Source organism: Micromonospora sp. NPDC049049, assembly GCF_040649115.1.
Lineage (GTDB): Bacteria > Actinomycetota > Actinomycetes > Mycobacteriales > Micromonosporaceae > Micromonospora.
This window is the reverse complement of record NZ_JBEZEX010000029.1, coordinates 1-21,948: the sequence shown is the minus strand read 5'-3', so window position 1 is coordinate 21,948 and position 21,948 is coordinate 1. Positions and strand designations below refer to the sequence as shown.

Below are 21,948 nucleotides of genomic sequence, written 5' to 3'. Positions count from 1 at the left end.
CGCGACCTACGACCACCCTGCCACGCCCACCCGAACCCCGCAGAACACGCACCCCCACCCCCCGCTGCGCCGATCTTGCACTTTCTGTCGCGACACAAGGTGCATTCCACCTGTATCGACAACCGAAAGTGCAAGATCGGCGGCGTAAGGAGGTCGTCAGTCGGCGAGCGCGCCGGCTGCTCGGCCCTCCTGCAGGGTCAGGTTGCGGCCGTTGGCCGGGTCGAACAGGTGGATCTTCTCCAGGTTGAACCAGACCCGCCGCGTCTGCCCCTCGGCGACCGGGGACTCGGCGGACAACCGGGTCACCAGGTTGCCACCGGCGCCGGCGAAGTCGGCCCCGCCGGCGTCGGCGGCCAACTCCTCCAACTCGGCGGCGCTGGCCTTCTCCCCCTCGACGGTGAAGTAGACGTACTTGTCCGAGCCCATCGACTCGACGATGTCCACCGGCGCCTCGAACTCCATACCCCGCCGACGGGTGTCGTCGTCGACCAGTTCGGCGTCCTCGAAGTGCTCGGGTCGGATGCCGAGGATCAGCTCGCGGGGCGCGTCGGCCGCCTCCAGCTCGCGGCGGATCCGGTCACCGATCGGCACGGTGCCCAGGGCGGTGTGCAGCTCGCCGTCCTGCACGGCGGCGTGCAGGAAGTTCATCGACGGAGAGCCGATGAAGCCGGCCACGAAGAGGTTCTTCGGGTGGTCGTACAGCTCCTGCGGCGGCCCGACCTGCTGCACCGCGCCCCCGCGCATGATCACCACGCGGTCGCCGAGGGTCATCGCCTCGGTCTGGTCGTGGGTGACGTAGACGGTGGTGGTGCCGAGCTGCTTTTGCAGGCGGGACACCACTGTGCGCATCTGCACCCGCAGCTTGGCGTCAAGGTTGGACAACGGCTCGTCCATGAGGAACGCCTTCGGCTGGCGGACGATCGCCCGGCCCATCGCCACCCGCTGACGCTGGCCGCCGGAGAGGTTGGCCGGCTTGCGGTCCAGCAGCGAGGTCAGCTCCAGCACCTTCGCCGCCTCGTCGACCTTGCGGTCGATGGTCTCCTTGTCGAGCTTGGCCAGTCGCAGCGGGAACGCCATGTTCTCCCGCACTGTCATGTTCGGGTACAGCGCGTACGACTGGAACACCATGGCGATGTCCCGGTCCCGGGGGGCCTTGTCGTTGACCCGCTGCCCGGCGATGCGCAGCTCACCGGAGCTGATGTCCTCCAGCCCGGCGATCATGTTGAGGGTGGTGGACTTGCCGCAGCCCGAGGGCCCGACCAGGATCACGAACTCGCCGTCGGCGATCTCCAGGTCGACGTCCTGCACGGCGACGGTCCCGTCCGGGAAGCTCTTGCTCACCTTGTCCAGCACGATGTCAGCCATGACTACCCACCTATCCCTTGACCGCGCCGGAGGTCAGACCGGACACGATGCGACGCTGGAAGAAGAGAACGAACAGGATGATCGGAACGGTGATCACCACGGCGGCGGCGCAGATCGCCCCGGTGGGGTCCTCGAACTGCGACGCGCCGGTGAAGAACGACAACGCGGCCGGCACCGTGCGGGACCGCTCGGTCGAGGTCAGCGAGATCGCGAACAGGAAGTCGTTCCAGCAGAAGATGAAGACCAGGATCGCCGTCGTGAACAGCCCGGGCGCGGCCAGTGGCGCGATCACCCGCCGGAACGCCTGCCCCTGGGTGGCGCCGTCCATCTTCGCGGCCTTCTCCAGATCCCAGGGGATCTGCTTGAAGAACGCCGACAGCGTGTAGATCGCCAGCGGCAGCGCGAAGGTGATGTACGGCAGGATCAGCCCCAGCCAGGTGTCGAAGATCCCCAGCTGGCGCTCGATCTCGAACAGCGGCGACACCAGTGACACCTGCGGGAACATCGCGATCAGCAGGGAGACACCGACCAGCAGCTTCTTACCGGGGAAGTCCAGCCGGCTGATCGCGTACGCGGCCATCGCGCCGAGTACCACCGCGATCAGCGTGGCGATCAGTGCGATGCCGATCGAGTTGACCAGTGCCCGGACGAACTGGTCGGTGTCGAAGATGGTCCGGTAGTTGTCCAGCGTCCACTCCCGGGGGATGAAGTTCCCGTCGGTGAGGGTCGCCGGCGTCTTGAACGACAACGACGCGATCCACAGCACCGGGACCAGCGCGAAGACGACCACGAGGACGTCGAGCAGACCCCAGCGCAGCTTTGCCCTGGTAGTGGTTTCGACAGCCATGTCAGCGCCTCTCCCCGTCGTCGCTGCCCGGAGCAGCGGTGCCGAACAGCTTCACGAAGACGAAGGCGATGATCGCCACGGTGATGAAGATCAGCACCGACATCGTCGAGCCGATGCCGAGGTTGAGACCCCGGATCAGGTTGTTGTAGGCGAGCATCGACACCGACGACGTCTCGTTGCCTCCGGCGGTCAACACGAAGATGTTGTCGAAGACCCGGAACGCGTCCAGGGTGCGGAACAGCAACGCGACCAGGATCGCCGGCTTCATCACCGGCAGCATCACCTTGGTGAACTTCTGCCAGGCGGTCGCGCCGTCGGTGGAGGCCGCCTTGAGCAGGTCCTCCGGGACCAGCGCCAGTCCGGCCATCAGCAGCAGCGCCATGAACGGGGTGGTCTTCCAGATCTCCGCCAGCATGATGATCGCCAGGGAGCTGGCCCGCTCGGTGAGCGGCGCGCCGTCGCTGAACAGGTCGGCCAGGTAGCCGGTGCCGGGCGTCCAGGCGTACCGCCAGGAGAACGCGGCGACAACTGTGACGATCCCGTACGGGATCAGCGCCGAGGTCCGGACCAGGCCGCGCCCGACGATGGTGCGGTGCATGATGATCGCCAGGCCCATGCCGAGCACCAGCTCGATGGCGACGGTGACCACCGTGATCAGCATGGTCACCCCGAACGCGGTCCACCAGAACTCGTTGGTGAGCACTGTGACGTAGTTCTCCAGCCCGATGAACTCACGCTGGTCGGGGAAGCGCAGGTCGAAGCGCTGCAACGACAGCCAGACCGAGTAGATGATCGGGTACGCGGTCACCGCGATCATGACCAGCGCGGCCGGCGCGCAGAGCAGGAGACCGAGCCGGCGTTCGGCCTTCTTGTTCTCGCTCAACGGGGGCTTGCGACGGCTGCCGCGTTGCTTCGGTACGGAGGCGGGCCGCTGGGTTTCCTCGGCGGCGACGTCGGCGCCGGTCGGTGTGGCGTTGATACTCACGGCAGGACCCCCTTGGACTGGAGGGCGTCGGCGATGGCGTCGCGCAGCTCGTCGGCGGTCTGCTGCGGACGAATGTCGGACGGCGGCGACAGGATCGCCGACATCACTGTGGAGATGCTCTGGTAGGCGGGGGTCAGCGGACGCGTCGCCGGTTCCTTCAGCTCCTCCAGGATGGTGTCCTTCATCGGGTACGCCTCGGTCATCTCCGGGTCGTCGAAGACCGCCTCGATGGTCGGCGGCACACCGTCGTTGATGGCGGAGAACTTCTGGTGCTCGGCGCTGCGGATGCACCGGGCCGCCTCGAAGGACTGCTCCGGGTGCTTGGAGTAGGAGCTGACGGCCAGGTTGACGCCACCGATGGTGACCTTGCTGGGGGTGCCCTCGTCGATGCCCGGGATCCGAGCCCAGCCGACCTGCTTGGCCAGGTCCGGGTTCGCCTCCTGGAGAGCCGGGTAGACGAACGGCCAGTTCACCTGGAACGCGCCCTCGCCGGACTGGAACTCCAGCCGAACCGGGTCCTCGGTGGCGTTGCTGAACGACGGCGAGGTCACGCCCGACGTGGCGAACTTCTTCAGCTGCTCCAACGCCCGGACGGTGCCCTCGTCCATCTCGGCCTTCGTACCGTCGTCGTTGAGGATCTTCCCGCCGGCGCTTTCGGCGAGGGTGTTGTAGAGGACGACCAGACCCTCGTACTGCGCGCCCATGGTGAGCACCTGGTACGGCTTGCCCTGGTCCTTGAGCTGCTGGGCCGCGCTGATCATCTGGTCCCAGGTGGTCGGCGGCTGCGGCACCAGATCCTTGCGGTACCAGAGCAGCTGGACGTTGGTGTTCTTCGGCGCCGCGTACAACTTGTCCTTGTAGCGGGCGGTGTCCAACGGGCCGGCGAGGGTGCCCTGCTCGACTTCGGCCTTGTCCTGGCCGGTCCACTCGCGGATCCAGTCGGCGCTGGCGAACTCCTGGGTCCAGGTGACGTCCAGCCCGAGCAGATCCATCCCGCTGTCCTCGGCGGCCAGCCGGCGCACCATCTGCACCCGCTGGTCGTCGGCCTGCCGGGGCAGCACCCGGTAGGCGATTTCGTACCGTCCCTGGGCCTGCGCGTTGCAGTCGTCGACGACCTTCTGCAGGTTCTGCTCGGGCGGGTAGTACAGGTTGATCGTCGGTGGGCCACCAGCGTCGTCCGCGCCGCACGCGGCCAACGGCGCCACGAGTGCCAGCGCGGCGGCCGCCGCGCCCAGCCGTGCTACCGGTCGGCGTCGGTGTCGAGCCGTTTCGGGGTCCGTCATCGCCCTCCCCCTCTCCTCGGCGAAAGACCGGGGAGGGCATCCGTGCCCCGGCGCACGGCGAGACGATCTCCAGCCGGTGAGCTGCGAAAACTCCGGCGTGAACGCTCTGTAGCGGGTACTCTGCCCCACCCGTGAAGCCGCGAAACCTGGCTGTAACAGCGGAAGTCCACGCCCGGACCGCCGCCGCCAGCCCGCACCCGAGTGCCACCCGAGGGCCCCGGATACTCCGACGGGGTGCCGCTGATCCACTTTCCGGGATGAAGGACGGCGGGCCGAGCGTCAGCCGCGGGCTCTCGCCCAGGAGAGGAAGCGCTCGGTCATCCGGGCCGGCGGGTGGTCCGGGTGGAGTTGGGTGAGCTGGTTCGTCGCCTCGTGCATCAGGGTGCCGAGGTAGATCAACAGCGCGGTCCGGTGGGCCCGGTACTCCGTCAGCAGGGCGAGCTTGGCCGGCTGGCAGGGCCACTCCCGGCCGCAGTTGCGGCACCGCCAGAGCGGGCGCATGGCGACGTGCGGGACGGGCGGCCGGACCACAACCATCACCGCCACCGCACCAAAGGGCTCAGCACATCGTCCTCCTGTAGGTGGGTGAAGGGGCCGCTCCCGCAAGGGGGAGACGGGAGCGACCCCGACGGGCAGGGCCCACCGCCGCCATTCCGGCCACCGGCGGACCCGCCACTGGTGACAGTCTGGTGATGACACGACTACCGTCGATACGTGCTCGCGCCATCCGTGCAGCTCAGCGGTCCAGGTGAGCATTCATGAGGGACACGCCGAGCCAGACTGAGCGAAGGTTGGGGAATCGATGGGAAGCGTCACCGACTACGTACTGGAGGAACTGCGCCTGTTCCGCACGGGGCTCGGTCTCAGTCAGGAGGACTTCGGCCGGGGCATCGGCTATTCGGGTTCACATGTCAGCTCGGTAGAGACCGGCGGGCGACCGCCCACGAAGGAATACATGAGGGCGGTCGACACCCACCACCAGACCGACGGACGCTTCCTCCGCATGCTCGACGGGTTGGCCCGGCTCGACGCCGAACCGGCCTGGCTTCGCGAGTGGATCGAGTTCGAGCGGGAGGCGACCACGCTGCGCTGGTTCGAGTTGGCCTACGTGCCGGGCCTGCTCCAGACCGAGCGGTACGCTCGCGCGACGCTGGCCGGTGGCCGGTTCGACCCCGAGGATGTGGACCGCATCGTCGCCTCCCGGCTGGAGCGCCAGGCGATCCTGCAACGCCCGCGCCCGCCGCAGCTCATCGCCGTGCTGGACGAGGCGGTGCTACGCCGGCCGGTGCTCGACCAGCCGGGCCTCATGGTCGAGCAGTGCGAACACCTCGCCCAACTGACGGCGGCGGAGCATATCCAGGTGCACATCGTCCCGACGGATGCTGGGATGTACCTGGGGATGGGAGGCCAGTTCATCATCGCCGAGATGCCGGACGCGAGCGCGTGACCTATGCCGACAACCAGCTCACCGCGCAGATCGTCGATGCGCCAACCGACGTCGCTAAGCTGGCGAAGACGTGGGAGATCGTGCGGAACGAGGCGCTCCCCCGCCGGCAGTCAATCGACCTGATCAAGGAAGTGGCGAAGTCATGGGCATGCTGACCCCACAGTGGCGCAAGTCGACCCGGTCCGGCGGCAACGGCGGAGCCTGCGTCGAGGTCGCCGACAACCTGCCGAGCGTGGTGCTGGTGCGCGACACCAAGGACCGCGACGGCGGCACCCTGCACGTCGACCCAACAGCCTGGAAGGCCTTCATCAAGTACGCCAAGCAGCACTAACCCGCCCCGGCCCCGCCAACCCCGCCGATCTTGCAGTTTCGGTCGTCGAAAAGCGTGGAATGCCGCCTACGTCGGGACAGTAAGTGCAAGATCGCGGCCCAGCCCGGCCCGGCTCGGCCCAGCCCGGCTCGGCTCGGTCGCGGCGTCGTGCGGGGACTCCCCTCTCAACGCGCGCGGGCACCCCTTGGGACCAGGCATGCTGGCACGATGATCGCGCGCTTCAAGGACCTCTGCCTGGACGCCAACGACCCGCTCGCACTGGGTGCCTTCTGGGCCCGGATGCTCGACGGGGACGTGGCCGACGCCGGGGACGACGACACCCGGGTGGACCCGCGCTCGGCGCGCTCACCCGCGGAGTCGATCTGGGTGAACAAGGTGCCCGAGCCTCGGGTCGGCAGGACCCGCGTACACCTGGATCTGCGGCTGCCCGGCGCGGACCCGGCGCCGCTGCTCGCGGACGGCGCCCGACTGGTCCGCGAGCCGAACGACGACGGCCGGTGGGTGCTGGCCGACCCGGACGGCAACGAGTTCTGCGCGCTCGCGGCCGACGCCGACAGCCGACCGGGGCCGTTTCAGCTCGTGGTGGACGCGCTCGACCCGGCCGCCCAGGCGACCTGGTGGGCCGGCGTGCTCGGCGGCACCGCCGAGTACGGGTCGACCGACGCGCTGGTGTTCGGGTCTGCCGGCCTGCCCTGGGACCACTGGGTCTTCGACGGGGTCAGCGAGCCCAAGACGGTCAAGAACCGTATGCACTGGGACGTCGAGCTGGCCGAGCCGGAGCCGATGGCGCTGATCGCGGCGGGCGCGACGCTGCTGCGGGAGCCGATCGACGAGGCGCACTGGTGGTGGGTGCTGGCCGACCCCGAGGGCAACGAGTTCTGCGCCTTCGCACCACGCCCCACCGGGTGAACGACCGACTACCCAGCGCGGGCGTCGTCGGCTAGCGTTTTCCTAGCGCCGTAGCTGGCGCGTTCGCCGCCGCCGTCGACACGCCTCCGGCCGACCCATGCCTGCCCGATCGGTTGGTAATCGCGGGAACGTCCCACCGCCGCTCCCCCGTTTCGGCAGGATCGTCCCAACGAGGAGGTGCCGTCGTGCAGGACACCCGCGCTCTCGCCCTGACGTTCGAGGTGAGCGGCCTGCCACCGGTCAAGACCGAAGCGTTGTCCATCTTCGCCGCCGGGCACCGGCAGGCGACGAGGGTCCGCACCCTGCTCCAGGCCGCCCTCGCCGCGGCCCAGCGCACCGGCTGGACGCCGTTGCCCGGGCCGATCGAGGTGGACCTGGTGTTGCGCTGCCCGCCCGGGCACCGTACGTCCGACGCCAGCACCCTTCTCGGCGGCGTCTGCGCGGTGTTGCAGGACAAGAAGCGGGTGTCGAGCATCGGCCTCACCCACCTCGGCGTGCTGGTGGATGTCGCCCTCTACGACGACGACCGGCAGATCCGCCGGCTGTCGTACCACGAGGAGCCGGCCGAGGAGTTCTCGTACCAGGTGCGGGTCGCCGCCGTACCGACAGGGGTTTGACCGACGTCCGCGGTGGGGTATCGCGGACGCCGACGAAGGGAGCACCGATGTCGGAGCCACATGTCACGCTCGACCCCCGCGGGCTCGATCCTGTGCAGCAGAAGCTGCGCGGCCCGCTGGAGGAGCAGCTGACCTCGGCGCTTCAGGCGGCCACCGAGCGGGTCCGCTCCGGCTATGCCGGCGAACCGGTCGAGCAGGTCTGTCAGCGGCTGTTGGAGGAGACCCGCTCCGGGTTGCATCCCGACATCGCTGCCGGCTTCAACCCGGACATGGACGAGTTCTGCCGAGTGGCGGTGGCGATCGTCCGGCGCGAGGCAGGCTGAGCCGCAGCGGCTCTCAGTATCGGCTGAGCTGGGCGTACGGGCTGAGCACGATGCGTGGTGACAGCGCCGGGTCCAGCCAGTTGAGCACGTCGACCAGGTGATCGTGGGCGAGGGAGACACAACCGGCGGTGGCGTTGCCGGCGCTGGTGCTGAACTGGTGCAGGAAGATCCCGCTGCCCGCGTTCGGCACCGGCTTCGGCACGTTCGGCGGCATGTTGTAGGTGATCACCCCGAAGTGCGTGTACGCGGGGACCTCCTTCCACAGTGCCTCGCTGGCCCCACCCGGGTTGGTCGCACTGTGCTGGAAGGTGTTGTAGAGCGCCGACGACGGGTTCTCGTTCCACCAGTCACCGTCGACCAGCCGGTGGTAGGGGAACCGCACGCCCGGGTCGGCGGCGATGCCGTACATGGTGGGGCCGATCGAGTAGACGCCGGTCGGCGTGGTCGGCACACCCTCCACGTGGTTGTCGCTGAAGCCCTTCGAGCCGATCCGGGCGGGCAACGACGCCGAGGCCGGCTGCCAGGTGCTCCGCACCCGCACGAACGCCTCCAGCGTGGCGTAGGTGGTGGTGTAGCTGCTGGCGCCGACGATGATCACCTGCTTCGTCCCCGCCGGCAGCGTGGTCAGTGCGCTCGCCCGGTTCTGGGGCTGCCACTTCGGCAAGGGCCGCTGTGGCGGTGCCGTGGCTGCGCCCGTCCGCAGCGAGCCGCTCGCCGCTAGTGCGGGCGCGGCCGGGGCGAGCACGGCCGGGGTGACCAGACCCGCCGCCGCGCCGAGGAGGAGAGATCTGCGCTTCATGCCGCCATCCTGACAGTCGAACCGGCGCGCGGTCTGCCCCGCTCGCCCGTTTCGCGGGCCGGGTCAGGACCGGGTCCGCAACTACCCGGCCCTGACCCTCGGCCGTCCGGCAGGGAAGCGGACAGCTCCAGCACCCCGCCGCGCGGGCGTGACACGACGCCACGCGCCGGAACGGGGCGAGCCAGCCACTTTCGCACTCAGCTCCACGGTGCTCACCCGCCGAACGCCGACGCGCCCCGACACACCCCGAAGGGCCGGCAGCGCCGAGCCAGGTTAGGCGCGCTCCGACCGGCCGGACAAGCCGCGTCGGACGACCGGCGGCAGGACTGATCCCACGCTGAAAATCGGGCAGATTCGCGTAACGCGACCATGATCGCCGACGCTGTTGGACTTCGGTACGGTCAGAAGTGGCGCAGCAGGTCCCGGAACGCGGCGAGCCGCAGCACCCCGCCGTCGGTCGGGTCCAGTTCGTCGTCCTCCAGGACCCAGGTGTTCTCGTTCGGAATGAACACCGCGTTCAACCCGGCGGCCCGCGCCGGCAGGATGTCGGACTTCGGGGAGTTCCCGATCATCCACGCCCCGTCCGGCGCGAAGCCGTGCTCCCGAGTGAGCCACCGGTACGTGTCGACGTTCTTCTCGGCGACGATGTGCGCCGCCCCGAAGTGGTGCAGCAGACCGCAGGCGTCCAGCTTGCGCTGCTGCTCCTCGCGGTCGCCCTTGGTGAGCAGCAGCAACTCGTGCCGGCGGGCCAACTCGTCGAGCGCGTCGGCCACCCCGGGCATCAGCTCCACCTGGTGCTCGACGAGGGCCACCGCCAGCCGGTCGATCTCCTGACGTTCGGAGTCGGTGGCCGGCCGTTCGCGCAGCCGCTCCAGGCACTCCGCCAGGCTGCGCAGGAAGACCTTGCTGCCGTACCCGTGCGCCACCGCGTTGGCCCGCTCGATGTCGTCGAGGACGGCCCGCAGCGCGGCCCGGTCCAGGGTGGGGTGGTCCAGCCAGCCCAGGAAGTCGTCGATCACCCGCTCGAAGACGACGTTGTTCTCCCACAACGTGTCGTCCGCATCGAAGATCAACACCTGCGCCTGTCGTCGCGCCGCCACGTCGACCGTCATGCCATGCCCTCCCCGTGCCACCGCCCGCAAGGCCGAGAGACAGGATAGGCGGGAGATCGATGTGAGATCTTCCGGATTTTCGTGAACCGTCGCGGCGCGACCGCCGTCATGCGGACGCGACATCCATGATGATTCCCGCCCAGGTTCGGGACGGCTGTTGAGGAGTACGGCATGGTCACCATGAAGTGGGTCACCGGCGCGGCGATGCTGGCCTGCGCCAGCGCGCTGGTGGCGTGCCAGGGCGGTGCGGACCCGACGCCGGGCGCCGCGGCGGGCACTCCGACGCCGTCGGGTGCCGTGACAGGCACGCCGACGCCCACGGCAGCGACGCCGACCACGTCGTCGGCGGCGGCGACCGACCCGCTGCTGTCCGGCAAGCGGGAGATCACGATCACCCGGGTGCGGGGTTCGGGGGAACCGTTGGAGATCAGCGGGCGGCTCGAGGAGGGCGGCGACACCGGCGGTCGCATCCTGTTCGTACCGACACCGATCGGCGGCGACCGGTACGTGATCAGGGCATTCGGCACCAGGGACGGCCACCCCGCGAACGACGATCCGTCCTGCTGGCAGGTCAACGGCCTGGACATCGAGCCCGAACTGACCATCGGGGTCGCCGTCTGCGACCAGGACGACCCGATCCAGCGGTTCACCATCATCGCCAAGGGCGACGGCACGTACGCGATCGGCAGCGAGACCCGGTTCCTCCAGCACCTCCCCGGTAACGGCCTCATCCTCAAGGAGTTGGGCAACGCCAAGCTGAACACCACGTTCCGGTTCGCCGACAAGGGCCCGGCCGACCGCGAGCCCCTCAACTGACCACGATCGACTGTGGGCCGTGCCGTGGTCACGGCCACCGCAGCAACCGCTGCGCGATCAGTGCCTCGCGGTCCTCCTGCCCCTCGGGTCGCAGCCGACCGCCGCGGGTGAGCATCACCACGCCGTGCAGCAGGCTCCAACCCACCTCGGCGAGGGTGTCCGGGTCCCGCCCCTCGGCCAGCGGGGTCAGGGCCGCCCGCAGTTCGGCGAAGACCGCCCGCGGCGCGGCCGGCACCCCGTCCACGCCGAGGGCAAGGTCGGGGGTCAGCGCGAGCATCGCGTCATAGACCTCGGGATTCGTGTACGCGAAGTCGAGGTACGCGGTCGCGACCGCCGGCCATACCCCCTCCGGGCTGCCGGTGGTCTCCGCGTGCGCCTCGGCGAGGTCGGCCGCCAGATCGGCGAAGGCGCACACCGCGACCGCGGCGATCAGCGCCTCCAGATCGGCGAAGTGCCGATAGATGTCGCCCATGTCGATCTCGGTTCGTTCGGCGAGCCGCCGGGTGGTCACTCCCGCCCAGCCCTCCGTCTCGGCCAGCTCTCGCGCGACAGTGACGATGAGGTCACGCCGGTCCTGTTCAGTGGCCTTCTCGGCAGGTCCGGGCACGCCCACGAGCGTAAGCGCGCACACCTGCCGTAGCGGTCGGGTGACAGATTGGCGACTGTTGTGGTGGGGCGGCACCTTCGCTCCACGTGCCACAGCCGCCCCTGGCTCGTTAGGCGAGGAGATCACCGCGACGGGAGGGCACGTGATCGCTCGGCGACATCGGCGCGCGGCGAGCCGATGAGGAACACCCCCGACGGGTTGTTGCGCAGCGAGACCACCCGCCAGCGGGCCACCTTCCTGGAGCTCTTCCTCGACCTGGTCTTCGTCTTCGCCCTGACCAGGATCTCCGCGCGGCTGATCACCGACTTCACCGACGGCCAACGCGGCGTGTACGCGGGCCTCGGCCAGGCTCTGCTGCTGTTCCTGGCGCTGTGGGCGGTCTGGTCGGTGACGGTGTGGTCGACCAGTTGGCTGGACCCGGACACCCCGATCGTCCAGACCGTCATCATCATGACGTTGGTCGGTTCCATGACGATGGCCGTCGCCGTGCCGGACGGCTTCGGCGCACGGGCCTCCCTCTTCGCCATCACCCTGGTGACCCTCCAGATCGGCCGGGTGGTGTTCTTCCGCGTCGTCGGGCACGGCCGGCCGGACCCGCAACAGTCCATCCGGATCCTGTTCTGGTTCGGCGTGAGCGCACCGTTCTGGGTCGTCGGCGGGCTGGTCGACGACGGCAGGGCCCGCGGGGCGCTCTGGACCCTCGCCGTCCTGATCGACTACACCGGACTGTTCCTCGGCTGGCCGACCCCCCGACTCGGCGCGCGACAGCTCGGCGTCCAGACGATCGCGGCCGAGCACCTGGCCGAGCGGTACCAACAGTTCCTCCTCATCGCTCTCGGCGAGGCGATCTTCGTCATCGGCCTCGCCTTCAGCGGCAGCGAGTTCCACACCGACCAGACGGGTGGTTTCGTCCTGGCGCTGGCGAGCACCGTCCTGCTCTGGCGGATCTACTTCCACGTGGCCGGGGGGATGCTGGGCGCTGCTGTCGACCGTTCCCGTAACCCGGCCCGGCTCGCGACCGACATGGCGTTCGCCCACATGGCCATGATCGCGGGAATCGTGCTGACCGGCGTCGGCTTCGAACTGTTCATCACCGAGCCGCGCGGTCACTTCCCGGCGACCTGGCTCATCGCCATCTTCGGGGGCCCCGCGCTCTTCCTCGCCGGGCGATCGACGCTCGAATACCAGGTATTCGGCCGGGTCTCCCGAAGCCGGATCGCCGGCCTGCTGACCCTCGGCCTGCTGACCCCGGCGACACCGCACCTCCGGCCGCTCACCGCCGGCGCGTTTGCCGCCGTGGTGCTGCTCGGCATCGTCGCAGCGGACACGCGACGTTCCCGTCGACAACCACCGGAGACACCCACTCCCCCGTACTAGGTGCTCTCATCGGCGCAGGGTGGTCGCATGCCGCATGTGCGACAGCTTCTCCGGGTTACGCACGGCGTAGACCCCGCTGATCAGACCGTCGTCGATCCGCAGCGCAAGGACCGTGTCGACCGCGCCGTCGAGCCGCAGAACCAGCGCCGGGTGACCGTTGACCTGGGTGGGGTGCAGCGACATGGTCGCGGTCCTGGCGTGTGTGCTGCACAGCAGACGGGCCACCTTGTCGGCCCCGGCGACAGGCCGCAGCACGGCCTGCTTGATGCCGCCGCCATCGCCGAGGAGCACGACATCCGGCGCGAGGACGTCGAGCAGGCCCTGCACGTCGCCGGTTTCGACGGCCCGCCGGAACGCGTCCAACGCCCGCCGCGTGTCCGCCGCCGAGACCATCCCCCGGGGCCGGCGCGCGGCCACGTGTGCCCGCGCCCGATGCGCGATCTGGCGAACGGCGGCCGGACTCTTGTCGACCGCCTCGGCGATCTCGTCGTACCCGAGGTCGAAGACCTCACGGAGGACGAACACCGCCCGCTCGGTCGGCGCGAGTGTCTCCAGCACCAGCAGCATGGCCATCGAGACACTCTCGGCGAGTTCGACGTCGTCGGCGACGTCGGGTGCGGTCAGCAGCGGTTCCGGTAACCAGGAGCCGACATAGGACTCTCTGCGCCGACCGACCGCCCGCAGCCTGTTGAGCGACAGTCGGGTGGTGATCCGGACCAGGTAGGCACGCTGGTCGCGCACCGCCGCGAGATCCGCGTCCGCCCACCGCAGCCAGGTCTCCTGGAGTACGTCCTCCGCGTCTGCGGCCGAGCCGAGCATCTCGTACGCGACGGTGAAGAGCAGGTTCCGGTGGGTGACGAACGCGTCGACAGCCCGGTCCCCCCGACCGTCCGCGCTCATGATTCCGCCCTCCGCGTCCATGCGCCCTCCAGTCTCACCGAACTCGACCGCGTCGCCCACCAGACACCGGCCTCGCGACTTCTGTGACACCGAGCGTCCGTGCTCCTCGTCACGTCACGAGCTGTCACAGCGCACCGGCCGACGGTGTCTCCTGTGCGACTCGTTACGGAGGGAAACTCATGAACCTGGCACTGTGGATCGCGGCCGGACTGTTGGCCGCAGTCGCCCTGGCCGGCGGCATCACCAAGATTTTCGTACCCAAGCAGAAGTTGGCCGCACACAACGGCGGCGGGTGGACCGGCGACGCCAGCGTGGGCTTCGTCAAGACCCTCGGGGTCCTCGAACTCCTGGCCGCGATCGGCCTCATCCTGCCCGCCGTGCTCGACATCGCACCGGTGCTGGTGCCGGTGACCGCCATCTGCTGGGTCCTGCTGATGATCGGCGCGATGATCACCCACCTGCGCTACGGCGAGGCGAGGTTCATCGTGCTGAATCTGGTCTACCTCGCGATCGCCGCCTTCGTGGCCTGGGGCCGCCTCGGACCCGAGCCCTTCGGCGGCTGACCTGAGCCCGCTCCTGCCCCGGCTGGCCGACGGCCGCCCCGCTGGCCTCGCGCGATGACGTCGCGGACCGCGCTGCGGAGACGCACAGGGCGCGGAACTGCCGGGACGGCGCGGCGCTCAGGAGGGCGCGGCGGCGGGGAAGCCGTCGGTGAGCGCGCCGATCACCCGCTGGATCCGGTGGTCCGCCGTCGGGTCGGTGGGGCCGGTCAACGCGACGTGGTGCAGCACGCCGACCACCGCCAGGGCCAGTGCCTCGGTGTCGGCGTCGGCAGGCACACGCCCGCGGGTCTGCTCGGCGGCCAGGTAGTCGGCGACCGCGCGTTCGATCCCCCGCAGCCCCGACATCCCACTGCCCAGGACCGCCTCGACGTTCGCCGTCAACTCCGGCCGGAACGCGGTCAGCCGGGTCAACGCCGTCAGCGTGCCCAGCGGTGTCGCCAGGACGGCCTGGCGCAGGTTGTCGGCGACAGTGCCGGACCCGGCGCGCTCCGGCAGGCCGGCCACCTCGCCGGTGATGTGGAAGACGCGGTCGACAGCGAACCCGGTCAGGAAGTCGTCGAAGTTCGCGAAGTGCGCGTAGAGCAGGCCGGTCGCGACGCCGGCCTCGCGCGTCACGGCCCGGCCGGTGAGCCGGCTCGGCCCCTCTTCAACGACCAACCGCTCGACGGCAGCGAAGAGCTGCTGTCTGAGCGCTGGGATGGCGACTCCGCGCGGCATGGCTGAAGTCTAGGCGGTTCCGCCGCCGCCGTTTGCATCGGTATGAACAGTCGCTCATACTAGTTTGAGCAGATGCTCATTCTAGCGGCGAGGTGCTCGATGCGACGTGCGGTGATCGTGGGTGCGGGGATAGCCGGGCTGGCCACAGCCCTCCGACTCCGCCAGGACGGATGGCAGGTCCTCGTGGCCGAACGGGCTCCGGCCCGGCGCAGCAGCGGCTACCTGGTGAACCTGATCGGGCCGGGCTACGACGCCGCCGAACGCCTCGGCCTGCTCCCCGCGCTCTCCGCCGCCGACCTGGGCCCGTTCACCACAGTGCTCGTCCACGCCGACGGTCGGCCCAAGTTCACAGTGCCGTCCGCCATCGCCGAGGCCGCACTCGGCGAGCGGGCCCTCTCGGTGTTCCGCGGCGACCTGGAAGCCAGCCTCTTCGAAGCGGTGCGGGGCCGGGTCGACATCCGCTTCGGCACCACCGTCACGTCCGTCGAACAGGACACCGACCACGTACGCGTGGAGTTGAGCGACGGCACCACCGAGCAGGCCGACCTGCTGGTGGGTGCCGACGGGGTGCACTCCACAACCCGTACCGCAGTGTTCGGCCCCGACTTCCGGGTGGACCTCCCGTACCTCGTGGCCGCCTTCCCGCTGCCCCACCCGGTGCCTGGCGTGCCCGAGTCGTCCGCCACCACCCACATCGGTCCCGGGCGCACCGCGGCGATGATCAACCTGGGCCCGCAGCGGTCGTCGGCGTTCTTCACCTATCGCAGCGCGGAGCCCGCCACCGACCTGCGACGAGGTCCGGTCGACGCGCTGCGGACCGCATTCGGAGATCTGGCGGGTGGCCTGCCCGACGCGATCGACCATCTTGCGCAGGACCCGGCCAGCGCCTACTTCGACGCCGTCAGCCAGGTGGTCATGCCACGCTGGAGCACCGGCCGGGTCGTCCTGCTCGGAGACGCGGCGTGGTGCGTGACGCTCTTCGCCGGACACGGCGCGGCCCTCGCCCTCGCCGGCGCCGACCACCTCGGCGCCGCCCTGCGACGGCACGCCGACGACCTCCCGGCAGCACTCGCCGAGTGGGAGGCCGGACTACGCCCCGAGGTCGGCAAACGACAGGCACTCGCCCGCCGGGGCATGGCCCAGTACGCGCCACCCAGCCGATTCCACGTCTGGATGAGCGACCTGACCATCAGGGCGGTCACCCTGCCCGGCATCAGCAGTCTCGTCCGGCGAGGTATCGAACGGGCGAACCGCTGAGCGGTGCCGCGCGTCACATCGGTTGACGTGAAGCGCCCAGCGTTAGCGACACCGCTACAACCTGGATCGAGCACGATCATGCCGGGGCCGGGCGCCTCGTCAGCTACCTACTGATCGAACAATGCCTTGATGCCATGGGTCTTGAGCAGTTCGGGCACGGGGTCCACGGAGCGCCGACGGCCGGGGCGCCAGATATGCCCTACATTGATGGACGCGTTGGGCCCCGGCACGTCGTAGGGACCGCCTCGGGGGTTGACCGCCAGGCTGGCCCCCCACATCCCCAGGTCCACCCAGCCCATGCGCTCGATCTCATCCCAGGCGTACGAACGCCGCAAGCCTTTGCGATCGCGGACCAGCAGCCCCAGGTCGTCAGCGAACACCGCGTTTCGTGAGCGCTGGACGGCGATGATGATCCATCCGGCGCCAAACACCAGGGCGGTCCAGCTGAACAGGTCGAAGAGCGCCCCGACAACGATCATCACGAGCAGGATCACGCCCGGTATCGCAATACCGGGCCAGACCCGCGACTGACCGAGGACCTGCAACTCGCCCACCGGCTTCACCGACTCCCCCATGGCCGATCACGATAGTGAATGGCCCACACATAGGCGCCCTGCGCGAACGACCCGCCGCCCGCCGCCCGCAGCGCGCGGGGCAGCGCGCTCAGGGCAGGGTGGGGGCGAGAGCGGGCACGGCACCCCTGGGGGTCAGCGGCGAAGGGTGAGGATCAGGTCGGCCACCAGGGCAGTCCAGCCGGTCTGGTGCCAGGCGCCGAGGCCGGCCCCGTTGTCGCCGTGGAAGTACTCGGGGAAGGCGATCAGGTTGCGCCAGTCCGGGTGGGTCTGGAACATCTGAGCGGCACCGTAGATCGGCCGTCGACCCCAGTCGTCCTGGGTGAAGAGCGAGATCAGCCGGGCGGAGAGGTCGTCGGCGATCTCGTCCAGGGTGTGCTTCACCCCGGAGCGGGTCGGGTACTCCACCTGGAGGTCGTCGCCGAAGAACGCCGCGTAGTCGCGCAGCGCGCTGATCAGCAGGAAGTTCGTCGGCATCCAGATCGGACCGCGCCAGTTCGAGTTACCCCCGAACAATCCGCTGGTCGACTCGGCCGGCTCGTAGCCGACGGAGAACTCCTGCCCGCCGAGGTTGACCGAGAACGGCTTGTCCAGGTGCGCGCGGGACAGCGTACGGAGGCCGAAGTCGGAGAGGAACTCGTCCGGGTCGAGCATCCGGGCGAGCAGGCGGACCACCTGCTCCGGGCCGACCATGGACAGCAGTCGCTGCTGCCGGCCGTCGGGGCCCAACCGGCGGGTGCCGATCACCTGCGCGTACTCCGGGCGGTTGGTGAGGAACCAGCGCAGCCGGGCGCCCAGTTCCGGTAGGTGGTGCAGGGTCCGGGCGGTGAGCCGGGTGGTGGCGGCCAACGGCAGCAGCCCGACGACGGAGCGGACCTTCAACGGCACCTTCGTGCCGTCGGCAAGGCGCAGCACGTCGTAGAAGAAGGCGTCCTCGTCGTCCCACAAACCCTGCTCGTACGCGGCGGCGGCGATGTACGCGAAGTGCTCGAAGAACTTGGTGGCGGTGTCCACCCAGGTCCTGTCGTGTTCGGCGAGCACGATCGCGATGTCCAGCAGGTTGAGCGCGTACATGCCCATCCAGCCGGTGCCGTCGGACTGCTCCAGCACCCCGGCGACCGGCAGCGCCGCCGAGCGGTCGAACGGCCCGACGTTGTCCAGCCCGAGGAAGCCGCCCTCGAAGACGTTGTTGCCGCCGGTGTCCTTGCGGTTGACCCACCAGGTGAAGTTGAGCAGCAGCTTGTGCATCACCCGGGCCAGGAACTCGTAGTCCCGGCCGCCGTCGATCTCGAAGACCTTCAGCGCCGCCCACGCGTGCACCGGCGGGTTCACGTCACCGAACGCCCACTCGTACGCCGGGATCTGCCCGTTGGGGTGCAGGTACCACTCGCGGAGCAGGAGCAGGATCTGCTCCTTGGCGAAACCCGGGTCTACCCGGGCGATGCTCACGCAGTGGAACGCCAGGTCCCAGGCCGCGTACCAGGGGTATTCCCACGGGTCCGGCATGGAGATGACGTCGAAGCTGGTCATGTGCCACCAGGCGCTGTTGCGCCCGTGCCGACGCCCGGCCGGCGGTGTCGAGCCCGGGTCGCCGTCGAGCCAGCGTTTGACGTCGAAGTGGTAGAACTGCTTGCCCCACATCAGCCCGGCGATGGCCTGCCGAGCGACCAGCGCCTCGTCGGGTGTGGCGGCCGGCGGGATCACTCCGGCGAAGAAGCGGTTCGCCTCGGCCCGCCGCGCCCACACCACGGCCTCGAAGCCGTCGCTGAGGTCGGCCGGGGGCGGCGGCGCGGCGGCCGGCGGCGACGCGGTGCGGGTCAGCCGCAGCCGGATCTGGCGCTGCCCGCCGGCCGGCACGTCGAGCACGTAGTGCAGCGCGCCCTTGGTGCCCTCGCGGGCCGGGTTGACAGTGGCCGCGCCGTTGACGACATGGTCGTTGATGCCGTCCTTCGGGTACGGGGAGCGGCCGGGCAGGCCCCAGAGCCGTTCGGCGTTGGTGTCGTTGTCGCAGAGCAGCGGCACCGGGCCGCCGTCGCCCTCCAGCAGCAGTTGGCCGAACACCCGGTGTTCGCCGACGAGGCGGGTGCCCTGACCGGTCAGCCGGGGGATCCGGTCGCCGCCGGGCAGACCCCAGGACCAGGTGTTACGGAACCAAAGGGTGGGCAGGACGTGCAGGGTGGCCGCCTGGTCGCCCCGGTTGGCGACGGTCACCACCATGCAGAGGTCGGTCGGGGACGCCTTGGCGTAGTCGACAGTCACCGCCCAGTACCTGTCGTCGTCGAAGATCCCGGTGTCGACCAGCTCGTACTCGGTGTCGTCGCGGCCGCGCAACGCGTTCACCGCGACGAGTTCGTCGTACGGGAAGGCGGCCTGCGGGTAGTGGTAGCGCCAGCGCATCCACGAGTGGGTGGGCGTGGAGTCCTCGTACCACCAGTACTCCTTGGCGTCCTCGCCGTGGTTGCCGCTGTCGCCGCCGAGGCCGAACATCCGCTCCTTGAGGATCGGGTCCTTGCCGTTCCAGAGGGCGAGGGCGAACGCGAAGGTCTGTCGTTCGTCGCAGACGCCGGCCATCCCGTCTTCATTCCACCGGTAGGCTCTGGACCGCGCATGGTCATGCGGGAAGTAGTCCCAGGCCGTACCGTGCTCGCTGTAGTCCTCCCGTACCGTCCCCCACGCCCGCTCGGACAGATAGGGACCCCATGCACGCCAGTCCTGCTCCCCCGAGTCGGCCTGGGCGAGCCGGAGCCGCTCAGCGTCGGGTGGCGAGGCGTCGGAGGACGATCGGTCAGTGATCACGTGCACATCTTTGACGTCGCCGCGGTACTTGACCACAGCGGCCATTCTCGTCGTGGCGTGTTACACGTTGCCGCCGGTGGAGGAAACTTGATCGACATTCGGTTCGGCCCGCAGCTCTGCGGCGATCTGACCAGCGCGGCCAGCCGGGAGTGGCTGGTCCCCGACGGCCTCGGCGGCTACGCGATGGGCACCGTCAGCGGGCTGCGGACACGTCGCTACCACGGCCTGTTGGTGGTTCCCGGCGAAACGCCGGCGTCCCGTCAGGTGGGACTGGTGAGTCTTGATCCGGCGGTCACAGTGCCGTCCGGCGTACGGGTCCGCCTCGGCGCGCACGAGTGGGCCTCCGGCGACGTGGACCCGCGCGGCTTCGAGCTGTTGGAGCGCTTCGACCTGGTCGACGGGCTGCCCCGGTGGCGGTGGCGGATCGGCGCGGTGGTCATCGAACGGGAGCTGGCCATGCTGCCCGGCCGCTCCTGCGTCGCAGTGGTGCACCGACTGGTCGCCGGTGGTCCCGTGCGGCTGGAGCTGTCGGCCGCCTGCACCTGGCGGGACGCGCACGGCGAACGGCGGGCCGACGGCCCGGTCCCGCAGGTCGAGGCGGTGGCCGACGGCGCGGTGGTCGAGGGCGCGTACCGGCTCGCCGGCCCGGGCTGGACGCCCGAGGGGCAGTGGTGGCTGGGCGTGCACCACCGCGAGGAGGCCAACCGTGGTCTGAACGCGGACGAGGATCTCTGGTACGCGGGCCGCTTCTCCGGTGAGCTGGAACGCCCCGGCGACACGGTGTCGGTGCGGGCCTGGGCCGGTCGGCTCGACGAGGAGCCGCCGCCGGCCACGGAGATCGTGGCGACGGCCCGGCGGCGCAACCGGCGGGTGGTGGCGACGGCGCAGCCGGCCGACGACGTGGACGCCACCCTGGCGCTGGCCGCCGACGCGTTCGTGGTGCGCACCGACCAGGCGGCGGTCGACGTGGTGGCCGGGTACCCGTGGTTCGGGGCGTGGTCGCGGGACACGATGATCTCGTACGAGGGGCTGTTCCTCTGCACGGGTCGCGCCGACGAGGGTCGGGAGCTGCTGCGGGCGTACGCGGCGACGCTGTCCGAGGGGATGCTCGCCAACACGGCCGACACCGGTCGGGTGGAGTACAACACCGTCGACGGCACGCTGTGGTTCCTGCACGCGGTGAGCCGGCACGTCACCGTCACCGGCGACACCGACCTCGGCGACGAGCTGCTGCCGGCGCTGCGCACTGTGGTCGACGCGCACACCGCCGGCACCCGGTACGGGATCCGGGTCGACCCGGCCGACGGGCTGCTCACCCAGGGCGCCGCCGGCACCGCGCTGACCTGGATGGATGCCCGGGTGTACGGGGTGCCGGTCACCCCGCGCACCGGCAAGCCGGTCGAGGTCAACGCGCTGTGGATCAACGGGTTGGCCGGGCTCGCGGAGCTGGCCGAGCTGGCCGGGCAGGACGCCGACGAGCTATGGGGACTCCACCGGCAGGCCACCGCCTCGTTCCGGGAGCGGTTCCCGGCACCGACCGGCTGGCTGCACGACGTGCTGGACGCGCCCGCGCCGGCGTACCCGTTGGGTGGCGCCGCGGTGCACGACGACGACGCGTTGCGTCCCAACCAGTTGCTGGCCTGGTCGCTGCCGTACGCGCCGATGGAGCCGGACGAGGCGACGGTGCGGCGGGTCGGGGGCGGTCTGCTCACCCCGCTCGGGCCGCGCAGTCTGGCCCCGGATTCCGCGGAGTTCGTGGGCCGGCACCGCGGCGGCCCGGCCGAGCGGGACGGGGGCTACCACCAGGGCACTGTATGGCCGTGGTTGCTCGGCCCGTACGTGGACGCGGCCCGCCGGGGGAAGATGTCCGTCGATGACGTTTTCGTTGGCATTGAGGCTCATTTGATGGAATATGGGTTAGGCTCAGTTAGCGAGACGGCAGATGGCCTCGCGCCGCACACCGCCACCGGGTGCCCGTTCCAGGCATGGTCGGTGGCCGAACTGCTGCGGGTGCGACGAAAGAGCCAGTAGCGCTTTACACGACCGCAACGGTGGTGTCGCCGCTGGTTATCGCGATCCCGGCAGGATTGGCCCCGATCCAGACGCGACGGCGACATCAATTCGGTGTCGGTCGGCGCGCGCCCGGGGACAATTCAAAGGGGGCCGCATGTCACTCGATGCCCACGTGATCGACATCAACCCCGCCCGACAGCTGCGGGTGCTGATGCTCTCCTGGGAGTACCCGCCGGTGCTCGTCGGCGGCCTCGGCCGACACGTGCACGCCCTCTCCGTCGCCCTCGCCGCCGCAGGCCACGAAGTCACCGT

At 69.9% G+C, this 21,948-nt stretch carries 22 protein-coding genes and 1 pseudogene; 11 read left to right on the top strand and 12 right to left on the bottom strand.

What is annotated here, in order from left to right; genetic code table 11:
- Positions 1-156 precede the first annotated feature (156 nt).
- From ugpC to AB0B68_RS25320, 5 genes are all read right to left on the bottom strand, one after another.
- Positions 157-1,365, bottom strand: a complete 1,209-nt coding sequence (ugpC, locus tag AB0B68_RS25340; protein WP_357263133.1) for a sn-glycerol-3-phosphate ABC transporter ATP-binding protein UgpC — start codon at positions 1,363-1,365, stop codon at positions 157-159.
- A gap of 10 nt (positions 1,366-1,375) precedes the next feature.
- Positions 1,376-2,212, bottom strand: a complete 837-nt coding sequence (locus tag AB0B68_RS25335) for a carbohydrate ABC transporter permease (protein WP_357201639.1) — start codon at positions 2,210-2,212, stop codon at positions 1,376-1,378.
- A 1-nt stretch (position 2,213) separates the two neighbouring features.
- On the bottom strand, positions 2,214-3,197 hold the full coding sequence (locus AB0B68_RS25330) for a sugar ABC transporter permease (protein WP_357201636.1): 984 nt from the start codon (positions 3,195-3,197) through the stop codon (positions 2,214-2,216).
- A complete protein-coding gene (locus AB0B68_RS25325) occupies positions 3,194-4,480 on the bottom strand; it encodes an ABC transporter substrate-binding protein (RefSeq protein WP_355008403.1) in 1,287 nt (428 codons plus the stop codon). The genes AB0B68_RS25330 and AB0B68_RS25325 overlap by 4 nt, the downstream gene beginning before the upstream one ends.
- Before the next feature lie 279 nt (positions 4,481-4,759).
- Complete coding sequence (locus AB0B68_RS25320; RefSeq protein ID WP_357201632.1) at positions 4,760-5,017, bottom strand: flavin reductase; 258 nt, start codon at positions 5,015-5,017, stop codon at positions 4,760-4,762.
- 265 nt (positions 5,018-5,282) lie between these two features.
- Between AB0B68_RS25320 and AB0B68_RS25315 the strand changes: the two are divergent.
- The 5 genes and pseudogenes from AB0B68_RS25315 to AB0B68_RS25295 all read left to right on the top strand — a co-directional run bounded on the left by AB0B68_RS25315 (position 5,283) and on the right by AB0B68_RS25295 (position 8,107).
- Positions 5,283-6,082 (top strand): annotated as a pseudogene (locus AB0B68_RS25315) (helix-turn-helix transcriptional regulator).
- Complete coding sequence (locus tag AB0B68_RS25310) at positions 6,076-6,258, top strand: DUF397 domain-containing protein (protein ID WP_355008433.1); 183 nt, start codon at positions 6,076-6,078, stop codon at positions 6,256-6,258. Before AB0B68_RS25315 ends, AB0B68_RS25310 begins: the two are co-directional and overlap by 7 nt.
- 207 nt (positions 6,259-6,465) lie before the next feature.
- Positions 6,466-7,167, top strand: a complete 702-nt coding sequence (locus AB0B68_RS25305; RefSeq protein ID WP_357263130.1) for a VOC family protein — start codon at positions 6,466-6,468, stop codon at positions 7,165-7,167.
- Between the two features lie 185 nt (positions 7,168-7,352).
- Positions 7,353-7,784, top strand: coding sequence for a hypothetical protein (locus AB0B68_RS25300; RefSeq protein ID WP_355008410.1), 432 nt, complete (start codon positions 7,353-7,355; stop codon positions 7,782-7,784).
- A 47-nt stretch (positions 7,785-7,831) separates the two neighbouring features.
- Positions 7,832-8,107, top strand: coding sequence for a hypothetical protein (locus tag AB0B68_RS25295; protein WP_210781930.1), 276 nt, complete (start codon positions 7,832-7,834; stop codon positions 8,105-8,107).
- 13 nt (positions 8,108-8,120) lie between these two features.
- On the opposite strand, the gene AB0B68_RS25290 is transcribed toward AB0B68_RS25295, so the two are convergent.
- Positions 8,121-8,906 carry a L,D-transpeptidase family protein gene (locus AB0B68_RS25290; protein ID WP_357263126.1) on the bottom strand — a complete coding sequence of 262 codons (786 nt, stop codon included), beginning with the start codon at positions 8,904-8,906 and terminating at the stop codon, positions 8,121-8,123.
- Between the two features lie 401 nt (positions 8,907-9,307).
- Positions 9,308-10,018 (bottom strand): HAD family hydrolase, encoded by a 711-nt coding sequence (locus AB0B68_RS25285; protein WP_357263123.1) that lies wholly within the window; start codon positions 10,016-10,018, stop codon positions 9,308-9,310.
- A 171-nt stretch (positions 10,019-10,189) separates the two neighbouring features.
- On the opposite strand from AB0B68_RS25285, the gene AB0B68_RS25280 reads away from it, so the two are divergent.
- A complete protein-coding gene (locus tag AB0B68_RS25280) occupies positions 10,190-10,834 on the top strand; it encodes a hypothetical protein (protein WP_357263120.1) in 645 nt (214 codons plus the stop codon).
- A gap of 28 nt (positions 10,835-10,862) precedes the next feature.
- On the opposite strand, the gene AB0B68_RS25275 is transcribed toward AB0B68_RS25280, so the two are convergent.
- The gene (locus AB0B68_RS25275; RefSeq protein WP_354944538.1) at positions 10,863-11,441 is read right to left on the bottom strand and encodes a TetR/AcrR family transcriptional regulator; all 579 of its coding nucleotides are present in this window, start codon (positions 11,439-11,441) and stop codon (positions 10,863-10,865) included.
- A gap of 177 nt (positions 11,442-11,618) precedes the next feature.
- Between AB0B68_RS25275 and AB0B68_RS25270 the strand changes: the two genes are divergently transcribed.
- The gene (locus AB0B68_RS25270) at positions 11,619-12,818 is read left to right on the top strand and encodes a low temperature requirement protein A (RefSeq protein WP_357263116.1); all 1,200 of its coding nucleotides are present in this window, start codon (positions 11,619-11,621) and stop codon (positions 12,816-12,818) included.
- 6 nt (positions 12,819-12,824) lie between these two features.
- On the opposite strand, the gene AB0B68_RS25265 is transcribed toward AB0B68_RS25270, so the two are convergent.
- Positions 12,825-13,718 (bottom strand): RNA polymerase sigma-70 factor, encoded by an 894-nt coding sequence (locus AB0B68_RS25265; protein ID WP_357263113.1) that lies wholly within the window; start codon positions 13,716-13,718, stop codon positions 12,825-12,827.
- Positions 13,719-13,897: 179 nt separating this feature from the next.
- Between AB0B68_RS25265 and AB0B68_RS25260 the strand changes: the two genes are divergently transcribed.
- Entirely contained in the window at positions 13,898-14,281 is a 384-nt protein-coding gene (locus AB0B68_RS25260; protein ID WP_357201609.1) for a DoxX family protein, read from the top strand.
- A gap of 117 nt (positions 14,282-14,398) precedes the next feature.
- Here the strand turns inward: AB0B68_RS25260 and AB0B68_RS25255 are convergent, their stop codons facing one another.
- Positions 14,399-14,998: a TetR/AcrR family transcriptional regulator gene (locus tag AB0B68_RS25255; protein WP_357201606.1), complete on the bottom strand. Its 600-nt coding sequence runs from the start codon at positions 14,996-14,998 to the stop codon at positions 14,399-14,401.
- Positions 14,999-15,097: 99 nt separating this feature from the next.
- Here AB0B68_RS25255 and AB0B68_RS25250 point away from each other — a divergent pair, with 99 nt between their 5' ends.
- Positions 15,098-16,255, top strand: a complete 1,158-nt coding sequence (locus AB0B68_RS25250; protein ID WP_357263109.1) for an FAD-dependent oxidoreductase — start codon at positions 15,098-15,100, stop codon at positions 16,253-16,255.
- 107 nt (positions 16,256-16,362) lie between these two features.
- Here AB0B68_RS25250 and AB0B68_RS25245 read toward each other — a convergent pair whose 3' ends face one another.
- Positions 16,363-16,830: a hypothetical protein gene (locus AB0B68_RS25245; protein ID WP_357263106.1), complete on the bottom strand. Its 468-nt coding sequence runs from the start codon at positions 16,828-16,830 to the stop codon at positions 16,363-16,365.
- A 132-nt stretch (positions 16,831-16,962) separates the two neighbouring features.
- Positions 16,963-19,668, bottom strand: a complete 2,706-nt coding sequence (locus tag AB0B68_RS25240; protein ID WP_357201597.1) for a glucosidase — start codon at positions 19,666-19,668, stop codon at positions 16,963-16,965.
- A gap of 42 nt (positions 19,669-19,710) precedes the next feature.
- On the opposite strand from AB0B68_RS25240, the gene AB0B68_RS25235 reads away from it, so the two are divergent.
- Together AB0B68_RS25235 and AB0B68_RS25230 are read left to right on the top strand one after the other, a co-directional pair.
- On the top strand, positions 19,711-21,654 hold the full coding sequence (locus AB0B68_RS25235) for an amylo-alpha-1,6-glucosidase (RefSeq protein WP_357263103.1): 1,944 nt from the start codon (positions 19,711-19,713) through the stop codon (positions 21,652-21,654).
- Between the two features lie 136 nt (positions 21,655-21,790).
- On the top strand, positions 21,791-21,948 hold a 158-nt coding region (locus AB0B68_RS25230; RefSeq protein WP_355008434.1), incomplete at its 3' end, for a glycogen/starch synthase.